This is a genomic window from Pararhizobium sp. A13 (genome assembly GCF_040126305.1).
Lineage (GTDB): Bacteria > Pseudomonadota > Alphaproteobacteria > Rhizobiales > Rhizobiaceae > Pararhizobium.
This window is the reverse complement of the sequence record NZ_CP149510.1, coordinates 646843-658783: the sequence shown is the minus strand read 5'-3', so window position 1 is coordinate 658783 and position 11941 is coordinate 646843. Positions and strand designations below refer to the sequence as shown.

The window sequence follows — 11941 nt, the reverse complement described above, 5'->3', positions numbered from 1 at the left end:
AGGACCGGAAATAATGTCCATTCTCGTCAATAAAGACACCAAGGTCCTTGTACAGGGCTTGACCGGCAAGACCGGCACGTTCCACACCGAACAGGCGCTTGCTTACTATGGTACGCAGATGGTCGGCGGTATCCATCCGAAGAAGGGTGGCGAAACCTGGACCGGATCGAAGGGCGAAAGCCTGCCGATCTTCGCGACCGTCGCGGAAGCCAAGGAGCGGACCGGTGCCGACGCGACCGTGATCTACGTTCCGCCGGCAGGTGCTGCGGACGCGATCATCGAGGCGATCGAGGCCGAGATTCCCTTCATCACCTGCATCACCGAAGGTATCCCGGTGATGGACATGGTGCGCGTGAAGGCCCGCCTCGACCGCTCCAAGTCCCGTCTGCTCGGCCCGAACTGCCCAGGTATCCTGACGCCGGAAGAATGCAAGATCGGCATCATGCCGGGCTCGATCTTCCGCAAGGGGTCGGTCGGTATCGTTTCCCGTTCGGGCACGCTCACCTATGAAGCCGTGTTCCAGACCTCCAACGAAGGCCTCGGCCAGACCACGGCCGTCGGCATCGGCGGCGATCCGGTCAAGGGCACCGAGTTCATCGACGTGCTCGAGATGTTCCTCGCCGACGACGAGACCAAGTCGATCATCATGATCGGCGAAATCGGCGGCTCGGCCGAGGAAGACGCAGCGCAGTTCCTGATCGACGAGGCCAGGAAGGGCCGCAAGAAGCCGATGGCTGGCTTCATTGCCGGCCGTACGGCGCCCAAGGGCCGCACGATGGGTCACGCCGGTGCCGTGGTTTCCGGCGGCAAGGGCGATGCGGAATCCAAGATCGCAGCGATGGAGCAGGCAGGCATCCGCGTGTCGCCGTCGCCGGCGCGCCTCGGCAAGACGCTGGTCGAGGTCCTCAAGGGCTGAGACAGCGCGATGTGATCGGGCAGGCGGTTGGTGCCGGCCCGGTTACTCTCAACGGAAGAAGGCAACGGCGCTCCGGCGCCGATGCCAGCCAGGTCGACCGGGACTGAAAGCCGGCAAGAGTTAACAAGTCAGGAGGCGGACGGACAGGTCCGCGAAGCACCATGGCAAGGCAAGAAGCCAACGAGCAATTTCTGCTGACCTCGTTCCTCGACGGAGCGAATGCCAGCTATATCGAGCAGCTTTATGCGCGCTACGAAAGCGATCCCTCGTCGGTCTCCGGCGAATGGCAGTCGTTCTTCAAGGCGCTGCAGGACCAGCCGGACGACGTGATCAAGGCGGCCAAGGGCGCCTCCTGGAAGAAGCCGAACTGGCCGATCGTCGCCAATGGCGAACTCGTCTCCGCGCTCGATGGCGACTGGGGCACGGTCGAGAAGGTCATCGAAAAGAAGGTGAAGGCCAAGGCCGAGGAGCAGGCAGCCGTCACGGGCGTCGCGCCGAGTGCGGCCGATGTCCACCAGCAGACCCGCGATTCGGTTCGCGCCATCATGATGATCCGCGCCTACCGCATGCGCGGTCACCTGCACGCCAAGCTCGACCCGCTCGGCATTGCAGCCCCTGTCGAAGACTATAACGAGCTGTCGCCGAAGTCCTACGGCTTCGAGGAAGGCGACTACGATCGCCCGATCTTCCTCGACAACGTGCTCGGCCTCGAATCCGCAACCATTCGCGAAATGCTCGAAATCCTCGAGCGCACCTATTGTTCGACGCTCGGCGTCGAGTTCATGCATATCTCCGATCCGGAAATCAAGGGCTGGGTCCAGGAGCGCATCGAAGGCCCCGACAAGGGCGTCGAGTTCACCGCGGAAGGCAAGAAGGCGATCCTGCAGAAGCTGATCGAGGCGGAAGGCTTCGAGCAGTTCATCGACGTCCGGTACAAGGGCACCAAGCGTTTCGGCCTCGACGGCGGCGAATCGCTGATCCCGGCGCTGGAGCAGATCATCAAGCGCGGCGGCCAGGTCGGCCTCAAGGAAATCATCCTCGGCATGGCCCATCGCGGCCGCCTGAACGTCTTGACCAACGTCATGGGCAAGCCGCACCGCGCCGTGTTCCACGAGTTCAAGGGCGGTTCCGCCGCACCTGACGATGTCGAAGGTTCGGGCGACGTCAAGTACCATCTGGGTGCCTCCTCGGACCGCGAGTTCGACGGCAACAAGGTCCACCTGTCGCTGACGGCGAACCCGTCGCATCTTGAAATCGTCAACCCGGTCGTCATGGGCAAGGCGCGCGCCAAGCAGGACCAGATGGCGAAGATCTTCGAGGGCGACATCATTCCCTTGTCCGAGCGGGCCCAGGTCATGCCGCTCTTGCTGCACGGCGATGCCGCCTTCGCCGGCCAGGGCGTGACCGCTGAAATCCTCGGGCTGTCGGGCCTGCGCGGTCACCGCGTTGCCGGCACCGTGCATTTCATCATCAACAACCAGATCGGCTTCACCACCAATCCGGCCTTCTCGCGCTCGTCGCCGTATCCATCGGATGTGGCCAAGATGATCGAAGCGCCGATTTTCCACGTCAACGGCGACGATCCGGAAGCGGTGACTTACGCGGCCAAGATCGCTACCGAATTCCGGATGAAATTCCACAAGCCCGTCGTCATCGACATGTTCTGCTATCGCCGCTTCGGCCATAACGAAGGCGACGAGCCGTCGTTCACGCAGCCGAAGATGTACAAGGTCATTCGCGCCCACAAGACGGTCGTCCAGCTCTATGGCGAACGCCTGATCGCCGAGGGCCTGATTTCCGAAGGCGAACTGGAGAAGATGCGCGCCGATTGGCGTGCCCATCTGGAACAGGAATTCGAGGCGGGACAGGCCTACAAGCCGAACAAGGCCGACTGGCTGGACGGTGTGTGGTCGGGCCTGCGCGCTGCCGACAATCAGGACGAACAGCGTCGTGGCAAGACCTCGGTGCCGATGAAGACGCTGAAGGACGTCGGCCGCAAGCTGTCGGAAGTCCCGGCGGGCTTCAACGTCCACAAGACCATCCAGCGCTTCATGGACGGTCGCGCCAACATGATCCAGACCGGCGAGGGTATCGACTGGGCGATGGCGGAGGCGCTTGCTTTCGGCACGCTCGCGATCGAAGGCACGAAGATTCGCCTGTCCGGCCAGGATTGCGAACGTGGCACCTTCTCGCAGCGCCACTCGGTCCTCTACGATCAGGAGACCGAAGAACGCTATATCGCGCTTGCCAACCTGTCGCCGACCCAGGCTCGCTACGAGGTCATCAACTCGATGCTCTCGGAAGAGGCGGTGCTCGGTTTCGAATACGGCTACTCGCTGGCCCGTCCGAATGCGCTGACGCTCTGGGAAGCCCAGTTCGGTGACTTCGCCAACGGTGCGCAGGTCGTCTTCGATCAGTTCATCTCGTCCGGCGAACGCAAGTGGCTGCGCATGTCCGGCCTCGTTTGCCTCTTGCCGCATGGCTACGAAGGCCAGGGTCCGGAACATTCCTCCGCCCGCCTCGAGCGCTGGCTGCAGATGTGTGCGGAAGACAACATGCAGGTCGCCAACGTCACCACGCCGGCGAACTACTTCCACATCCTGCGCCGTCAGGTGAAGCGCGACTTCCGCAAGCCGCTGATCATGATGACGCCGAAGTCGCTGCTGCGCCACAAGCGTGCCGTCTCTTCGCTGTCGGAAATGGCCGGTGAAAGCTCCTTCCACCGCCTGCTTTGGGACGACGCCGAGGTCATCAAGGACGGCCCGATCAAGCTGCAGAAGGACGCCAAGATCCGTCGCGTCGTTCTGTGCACCGGCAAGGTCTACTACGATCTCCTGGAAGAGCGTGAAAAGCGCGGCATCGACGATGTCTATCTGCTGCGCGTCGAGCAGCTCTATCCGTTCCCGGCCAAGGCGCTTATCAATGAGCTCTCGCGCTTCCGCAATGCGGAAATGGTCTGGTGCCAGGAAGAGCCGAAGAACATGGGCGCCTGGTCGTTCATCGACCCGTATCTGGAATGGGTGCTTGCCCATATCGATGCGAAGTACCAGCGCGTCCGCTACACCGGCCGTCCGGCCGCCGCCTCTCCGGCGACGGGCCTGATGTCCAAGCACCTCGCCCAGCTCGCCGCCTTCCTCGAAGACGCGCTGGGCGGTTGAGAGGCAGCGCTCCATGGCCTATTTTCATCTGAAACTAGTGCCACCCCGCAGCACATTTCCTCATGACGCAACGCCTGAGGAAATGGCGGCGATGGAGCGACATTCTGCCTATTGGCGAGCGCAAGCCGATGCGGGACGCGCCATTGCGGTCGGTCCCGTCTTCGCCAAGGACGGTGCCTGGGGCATGGCGCTTGTGGAGGTTCCCGACGGGAATGCCGCCCAGGCGCTTGCCGACGGCGATCCGGTCATTGCCGCCCGCCTGGGCTTCCAGTTCGAAATTGCCGCCATACCCTCACTCATTCTCCGGCATGTCGCCGCACCTGCCGCATAACCGATAACGATCAAAGTCAGGATCTGAAAATGACCACAGAAATCCGCGTTCCTACCCTGGGAGAATCCGTCAGCGAAGCGACCGTCGGGACATGGTTCAAGAAGGTGGGCGACACCGTCAAGGCCGATGAGCCGCTGCTCGAACTCGAAACAGACAAGGTGACCATCGAAGTTCCGGCACCAGCCGCAGGCACGCTTTCCGAAATCGTCGCCGCCGCCGGTGAAACGGTCGGTCTCGGCGCGCTGCTTGGCCAGATCGCCAACGGTGCGGCCGGCGCCGTTTCTGCCGCGCCTGCAGCTGAAAAGAAGGTCGCTGCTCCGGCCGCCGCTCAACCGGCTGTCGCCGCTGCTGCTCCGCAGGTCGCCTCTGCCATGCCGGCTGCTCCGGCCGCCGCCAAGATGCTCGCCGAAAACAACCTCACCGCCGATCAGGTCGATGGCTCCGGCAAGCGCGGCCAGGTGCTAAAGGGCGATGTCATCGCTGCTGTCGCCAAGGGCCTTTCGACGCCGGCGGCTTCCGAGCCGGTCAAGATCGTGACCCGTGGTCCGTCGTCGACGGAGGACGCGCCGCGCGAAGAGCGCGTCAAGATGACCCGCCTGCGCCAGACCATCGCCAAGCGCCTGAAGGACGCCCAGAACACGGCGGCCATGCTCACCACCTATAACGAGGTGGACATGTCGGCGGTCATGGACCTGCGCAACCGCTACAAGGACCTCTTCGAGAAGAAGCACGGCGTCAAGCTCGGTTTCATGGGCTTCTTCACCAAGGCCGTGACGCATGCGCTGAAGGAAATCCCGGCCGTCAACGCCGAGATCGACGGCACCGACATCATCTACAAGAACTTCTGCCACATCGGCATGGCCGTCGGCACCGACAAGGGTCTGGTCGTTCCCGTCATCCGCGATGCCGACCAGATGTCGATCGCCGAAATCGAAAAGGATCTCGGCCGTCTTGCCAAGGCTGCCCGTGACGGCTCGCTCTCCATGGCTGACATGCAAGGCGGCACCTTCACGATCACCAATGGCGGCGTCTACGGCTCGCTGATGTCCTCGCCGATCCTGAACGCGCCGCAGTCGGGCATTCTCGGCATGCACAAGATCCAGGAACGTCCAGTCGTCGTCGGCGGCCAGATCGTCATCCGTCCGATGATGTACCTGGCGCTCTCCTACGATCACCGGATGGTCGATGGCAAGGAAGCCGTGACCTTCCTGGTCCGCGTCAAGGAAAGCCTGGAAGATCCGGAACGCCTGGTTCTCGATCTCTGAGAGGCACTGAAAAATGGACGCGGCAGCGCTGGCGGAATCGCCCTTCCTTTCGCTCCTCGCCTGGAGCGTTGTGCTGCTCGTCTTCCATGTCAGCCTGCAGGGCATGATGGGGACATTGGAACTCGGATCGGCCTGGAATGCCGGTCCGCGGGATGAGGAGAAGAAGCCGTCCGGCAAACTCGCCGGGCGGTCCGCACGGGCCTCCGTCAATTTTCAGGAAACCTATCCAGCCTTCGTCGGGCTGGCGCTCGCCCTTGCCATTACCGGTGATCCGACAGGCTGGGGCCTCATCGGCGCCTGGGCTTGGTTCGTTTTCAGGATTGCCTATATTCCGCTTTATCTGGCGGGCGTTTCCTATGTCCGCTCGCTCATCTGGCTTGGCTCGCTTGCCGGGCTCCTCATCATGGTATCGGCGCTCGTTTTCTGACAGGAAAGCGGACGCCTGACAGCGATAACCGGAGACGTGCCGTGCATCCCTATCTCTTCGAACTCGCATCGCTGATGGCGATCTTCTCCTTTGCCATCGTCTCTCCCGGCGCCGATCTTGCCATGGTCATGCGCCAGTCGCTGGTTCACGGCCGCCGCTCGGCGATCGTCACCTCCTTCGGCATCGGCACCGCGCTGATGTTCCATGTGACCTACACGATCCTCGGGCTCGGGCTGATCATCTCGCAGTCGATCTACCTGTTCAACATCGTCAAATGGTGCGGTGTCGCTTACCTGCTGTACATCGGCATCAAGTCTCTTCGTGCCGGCAGGACGGATATCACGGTCCAGGCCGATAGCGCGGATGCGAGCGAAAAACGGCAGTCGGCATTGAAAGCCTTCGGTCTTGGTTTTGCGGCCAATGCGCTGAACCCGAAGCCGGTCTTCTTCTTCCTGTCGATCTTCTCGACGGTGGTTGGCGCCCATACGCCGATCGCGGTGAAGTTCGGCTATGGCCTGGTCATGGCAAGCAGCCTGATCCTCTGGTTCGTCGGCGTCAGCCTGTTCATGACGACGCCGAAGATGCGCGCCGCCTTCTCGCGCGCCAGCCAGTGGATCGATCGCGTCAGCGGCCTCGTCTTCATCGCGCTTGGCCTGAAGCTCGCTACGGAAAAGGCAGCCTGAGCATGCGCCTCGCCGCTCCCGCATCGATCCTCTGTATCCTGCTGGCTGTGACGCCAGTGGCTGCGGCGGATTGCCTGCAGGAGCAGGCGATCTATGGCGATGCGGACGGCGCCTATGAATTGCGGTTCGAGCCCGTCGGCTCGGCCAGCGCCGCAACCAGCAACCATTTCAAGGTCAAGGTGGCGAAGACGGACCTGGTGCTGGATGGCATCGTCATGCAGTCGGGCGAACCCGTCCGGCCGAACGGCATGATCATGAACAATTGCCCGGAGGGCGACGTCACCGGCGACGAGATCGCCGCCTGCACCGTCTGGGAAGGCGTGATCTATTCCGTTGGTGCCGACGGCAAGGTTGGTTCCCTGCCTGAGGAGGGCAGGCAAGCGGCGGCGCAATTGCTTCTGCCCGATTTCGGCCCCGCCGTGCGCAACTCGTCCATCTGGGGCAAGGCGACTGTCGCTCCCTGGGATGTTCTGACTTTGAAGGGATGTGCCCAATGAAGATCAGCGATCAACCCGTCCTGCTGGTGACCGGCGGCAGCCGCGGCATCGGTGCAGCCATCTGCTTCTCGGCAGCCGAACAGGGCTGGGCTGTTGCCGTCAACTACGCCTCGAACCGCCCGGCCGCAGATGCGGTCGTCAAGGCGATCGAGGCGGCCGGTGGCAAAGCAGTTGCGATTGAAGGCGATGTCGGCAGCGACGCCGGGATCGCCGCGATTTTCGACGCGGTGGACAAGGCCTTCGGCCGCCTCGACGGGCTGGTCAACAATGCCGGCATCGTCGGGATGCCGGCCCGGATCGACGAGATCACGCCCGAGCGGCTCGAACGCATGCTGCGTGTCAACGTTTCCGGCTCGATCCTTTGTGCGGCGGCTGCCGTGCGACGCATGTCGGTCCGTCATGGCGGCAAGGGCGGCGTCATCGTCAATATTTCCTCGATGGCCGCGGTGCTCGGCTCGGCCGGACAGTATGTCGATTATGCCGCTTCCAAGGGTGCGATCGACAGCTTCACCATCGGACTGTCGCGCGAGGTCGCCTCGGACGGCATCCGCGTCAACGCGGTCCGTCCCGGCATCATCGATACGGAGCTTCACGCCTCCGGCGGTCTTCCGGACCGCGCCCGCGAGCTTTCGCCAACCATTCCCTTGAAACGGCCGGGCACCGCGCAGGAGGTCGCCGACGCCGTTCTCTACCTGCTTTCCCCTTCGTCGTCCTATGTAACGGGCGCCATTCTCAACGTCAGCGGCGGACGATAGCCGCTCTCAGGAAGGACCATTCATGGCTTATGATCTCATTGTTATCGGCACCGGACCCGGCGGCTATGTCTGCGCCATCAAGGCAGCCCAGCTCGGCCTGAAGGTCGGCGTCATCGAAAAGCGCGCCACCTATGGCGGCACCTGCTTGAACGTCGGCTGCATTCCCTCGAAGGCCCTGCTGCATGCCTCGGAAGTCTTCCACCAGACCGCTCATGGCATCGATGCGCTCGGCGTCGAGGTGCCGGCTCCGAAGCTGAACCTTGAGAAGATGCTCGCCCACAAGGATGCGACGGTAAAGTCGAACGTCGACGGCGTCGCCTTCCTGTTCAAGAAGAACAAGATCGATGCGTTCCAGGGCACCGGCAAGGTTCTTGGCGAAGGCAAGGTCTCCGTCACCAACGACAAGGGCGAAGAGCAGGTCATCGAGACGAAGAACATCGTCATCGCCACCGGCTCCGATGTTGCCGGCATTCCGGGCGTCCAGGTCGAGATCGACGAGAAGGTCATCATCTCCTCCACCGGCGGGATCGCGCTGGAGAAGGTTCCTGCCACCATGGTCGTCGTCGGCGGCGGCGTCATCGGCCTCGAGCTCGGTTCGGTCTGGTCGCGCCTCGGCGCCAAGGTGACCGTGGTCGAGTATCTCGACATGATCCTCGGCGGCATGGACGGCGAAGTCGCCAAGCAGTTCCAGCGCATGCTTGCCAAGCAGGGCGTCGATATCAAGCTCGGCGCGAAAGTGACCGGCGTTGAAAAGTCGGGCGCCGGCGCGAAGGTGACCTTCGAGCCGGTCAAGGGCGGCGATGCGGCGACGATCGATGCCGATGTCGTCCTGATCGCCACCGGCCGCAAGCCGTTCACCGATGGCCTCGGCCTCGCCAAGGCCGGCGTCGTCATGGATACGCGCGGCCGCGTCGAGATCAACAACCATTTCCAGACCAGCATTCCTGGCATCTATGCGATCGGCGACGTCGTGCGCGGCCCGATGCTCGCCCACAAGGCGGAAGACGAGGGTGTCGCCGTTGCCGAGATCATCGCCGGCCAGGCAGGCCACGTGAACTATGACGTCATCCCGAGCGTCGTCTACACCCAGCCGGAAGTGGCCTCCGTCGGCAAGACCGAGGAAGAGCTGAAGGCGGCAGGCATCGCCTACAAGGTCGGCAAGTTCCCGTTCACCGCCAACGGCCGCGCCCGCGCCATGCTGGCCACCGACGGCTTCGTCAAGATCCTCGCCGATCAGGCCACCGACCGCGTTCTCGGCGGTCACATCGTCGGCTTCGGTGCCGGCGAGATGATCCATGAAATCGCCGTTCTGATGGAATTCGGCGGCTCCTCGGAAGACCTCGGCCGCACCTGCCACGCCCACCCGACCATGTCGGAAGCGGTCAAGGAAGCGGCTCTGTCGACCTTCGCAAAGCCGATCCATATGTAATGAACAGGCAAAGGGGCCGTGACAATCAGCCCCTTTGCACCTCACCGTCGGGCGGCCTACCATCGTCGCATCCAGGGAGAGCACGCCGATGGTGCCGCGCAATCATCCAGTCCCCGTCACCTTGCCGCATCCGGCGCTGCCTAATGCCGACTGGGCGGATTGTTATGAATTGTGGGTTCAGGGCAAGGCACTGACGGCCACATCCGCCGCCGAGCAAACATTGGGTGATTTTCCAGCCTGGGTCCGCGCCTTGATGTGGCTGCGCAATGCGATGGTCAGCCCCTTCGGCCTGAAGGGCTCTGGTCATCATCCGGCAACCCCGCAGGATATGATCGGCTTCTTTCCTGTCCTATCCCGGTCGGACGAACAGATTGTCCTCGGCTTCGATGACACCCATCTGGATTTCCGCATCGTCGCGGATATTCGTCAAGTCGGAGATGCGGAACAGATCGTCAGCGTGACGACGCTGGTCTACCGAAAAATCCTTATGGGCAAGATCTACATCGCCGTGATCACGCCCTTCCACCGGTTGATCGTCCGCACGATGCTGCAGCGGTTGTCCCGCCCCGCGGTCCAGGCGAACGGATAGCTCTCAACAAGCTTTCGTCGCCCGAGCGGGAAGCGCTTGCCGCCCGCTCGGAAGCCCTTTTGGCTTATTGCAGTGTCCGCGCCTGCGCCGGCTGTGTCGCGATGGTCGAAACTTCGCTGCCCGGCGCGTGCTGATCGAGCCCTGTGGCCACGACCGAAACGCGGAACACGCCGTCCAGGCCCTTGTCGAAGATTGCGCCGACGACGATGTCGGCGTCCTCGTAGACCTCCTCGCGAATGCGGGTCGCTGCCTCGTCCACTTCGAACAGCGTCATGTCGGAGCCGCCGGAAATCGAGATCAGTACGCCCTTGGCGCCCTTCATCGACACTTCGCTGAGCAGCGGATTGGCGATCGCCGCCTCGGCAGCCTTGGAGGCGCGGCCGTCGCCGATCGCTTCGCCGGTTCCCATCATTGCCCGGCCCATGCCCTTCATCACCGATTTGACGTCGGCGAAGTCGAGGTTGATCAGGCCTTCCTTGACGATCAGGTCGGTGATGCAGCCGACACCCGAATAGAGAACGCGGTCGGCGATGACGAAGGCATCGGCAAAGGTGGTCTTCGCATCGGCGATACGGAAGAGGTTCTGATTGGGGATGACGATCACGGTGTCGGCCGCTTCGCGCAGCCGTTCGATGCCTTCCTCGGCTGCCTGCATACGCCGCTTGCCTTCGAAGCTGAACGGCTTGGTGACGACGCCGACGGTCAGGATACCGGCCTTGCGGGCGGCGGCGGCGATCACTGGGGCGGCGCCCGTTCCCGTGCCACCGCCCATGCCGGCGGTGACGAAGCACATATGCGTGCCGCCAAGATGATCCATGATCTCGTCGATCGATTCTTCCGCCGCCGCGCGGCCGACTTCCGGCAGCGAGCCGGCGCCGAGCCCTTCGGTCACCTGCGCGCCAAGCTGGATCAGCCGCGGCGCCTTCGACATGGTGAGCGCCTGCGCATCCGTGTTGGCGGCAACGAAGTCGGCGCCCTGAAGGCCTTCGGCGATCATGTTGTTGATGGCGTTGCCGCCGCCGCCGCCGACGCCGATGACAGTGATCTTCGGTCTCATCTCCGAAATCACGGGTTTCTTGATCTCTGACATCTCGTCATCTCCTTGGACGTGGTCGCTGCCCCGGCACGTATGGAAGCGCGTTCCGGGAGCTGCAACAAGAATGCGAAGCGGAGCGGGCGCGAATCAGGCCGCCGCAGGTTATGTCTGCAAAAAGGCAGAGAGACGGCGCGGGTGCAAGTGTGTGGTGCTTTGCGTGCGTAGCGATGAGCCGATTTGCAACGATTTTTGCATCGGACGGCACTCAAGCGCGAACCCTCGCTGTTCCAATACGGCGGCTATCGGGTATGCCAAGGTTCGAAGGCATTCGATGGTCGGCAGATGCAAAGAGTTGTCATGATGGATGCCCAGTTGTAGTATGGGAGCAGGTCCCTTTGGAGACCTGCAATACCGTACGGCGTGTGAAATCGTCACGCTCTGCCGCCCCGATGCTACATGCTTGCTGGCGAGCCAATTTGTTTGACCTGACACGAGCGCCTTTTTACAAGTCGAGGCGCCGAAAGCTTATTTTTATCCGGGCAGCAGACCAGCACATCCACCAGTTCAAATAGGATTCGCGTGGAAATTGTGGAGGAAGAAATGAGCAAACGTACAGTCACTGTCCTGTTCGCCGGGTGCTTGGCGCTGTCCGCCTGTCAGTCAACACCAACATCCCAGGCGGTCGCGGATCGCAACGCCGAATTCGGCTGCGTTGCCGGAACGGTTGGAGGCGCGATCGTCGGTGGTCTGATCGGAAGCACGATCGGCGCCGGATCGGGTCAGATCGCCGCGATCGGCGGCGGCATCGGCCTCGGAGGTTTCCTCGGCAACCGCTTGACATGTATGTAACGGAGG

General features: G+C 62.8%; 12 protein-coding genes. 11 read left to right on the top strand and 1 reads right to left on the bottom strand.

What is annotated here, in order from left to right:
• Positions 1-13: 13 nt before the first annotated feature.
• From sucD to WI754_RS03065, 10 genes are all read left to right on the top strand, one after another.
• Positions 14-916: a succinate--CoA ligase subunit alpha gene (gene sucD / locus WI754_RS03110; RefSeq protein ID WP_349436174.1), complete on the top strand. Its 903-nt coding sequence runs from the start codon at positions 14-16 to the stop codon at positions 914-916.
• Between the two features lie 161 nt (positions 917-1077).
• The gene (locus WI754_RS03105; RefSeq protein ID WP_349436173.1) at positions 1078-4074 is read left to right on the top strand and encodes a 2-oxoglutarate dehydrogenase E1 component; all 2997 of its coding nucleotides are present in this window, start codon (positions 1078-1080) and stop codon (positions 4072-4074) included.
• A 13-nt stretch (positions 4075-4087) separates the two neighbouring features.
• Positions 4088-4405, top strand: a complete 318-nt coding sequence (locus WI754_RS03100; RefSeq protein WP_349436172.1) for a YciI family protein — start codon at positions 4088-4090, stop codon at positions 4403-4405.
• Between the two features lie 29 nt (positions 4406-4434).
• Entirely contained in the window at positions 4435-5670 is a 1236-nt protein-coding gene (gene odhB / locus WI754_RS03095) for a 2-oxoglutarate dehydrogenase complex dihydrolipoyllysine-residue succinyltransferase (RefSeq protein WP_349436171.1), read from the top strand.
• A 13-nt stretch (positions 5671-5683) separates the two neighbouring features.
• Entirely contained in the window at positions 5684-6097 is a 414-nt protein-coding gene (locus WI754_RS03090; RefSeq protein ID WP_349436170.1) for an MAPEG family protein, read from the top strand.
• A gap of 41 nt (positions 6098-6138) precedes the next feature.
• Positions 6139-6780: a LysE family translocator gene (locus WI754_RS03085; RefSeq protein WP_349436169.1), complete on the top strand. Its 642-nt coding sequence runs from the start codon at positions 6139-6141 to the stop codon at positions 6778-6780.
• A gap of 2 nt (positions 6781-6782) precedes the next feature.
• Entirely contained in the window at positions 6783-7277 is a 495-nt protein-coding gene (locus WI754_RS03080) for a hypothetical protein (protein WP_349436168.1), read from the top strand.
• A gap of 2 nt (positions 7278-7279) precedes the next feature.
• On the top strand, positions 7280-8032 hold the full coding sequence (locus WI754_RS03075) for an SDR family oxidoreductase (RefSeq protein ID WP_349437710.1): 753 nt from the start codon (positions 7280-7282) through the stop codon (positions 8030-8032).
• A 22-nt stretch (positions 8033-8054) separates the two neighbouring features.
• Positions 8055-9461 (top strand): dihydrolipoyl dehydrogenase, encoded by a 1407-nt coding sequence (gene lpdA / locus WI754_RS03070; protein WP_349436167.1) that lies wholly within the window; start codon positions 8055-8057, stop codon positions 9459-9461.
• Between the two features lie 88 nt (positions 9462-9549).
• Positions 9550-10050, top strand: a complete 501-nt coding sequence (locus WI754_RS03065) for a DUF2867 domain-containing protein (RefSeq protein ID WP_349436166.1) — start codon at positions 9550-9552, stop codon at positions 10048-10050.
• 64 nt (positions 10051-10114) lie between these two features.
• Here the strand turns inward: WI754_RS03065 and ftsZ are convergent, their stop codons facing one another.
• Positions 10115-11140, bottom strand: coding sequence for a cell division protein FtsZ (gene ftsZ / locus WI754_RS03060; protein WP_349436165.1), 1026 nt, complete (start codon positions 11138-11140; stop codon positions 10115-10117).
• Between the two features lie 546 nt (positions 11141-11686).
• On the opposite strand from ftsZ, the gene WI754_RS03055 reads away from it, so the two are divergent.
• Complete coding sequence (locus WI754_RS03055; protein ID WP_349436164.1) at positions 11687-11935, top strand: hypothetical protein; 249 nt, start codon at positions 11687-11689, stop codon at positions 11933-11935.
• Positions 11936-11941 lie beyond the last annotated feature (6 nt).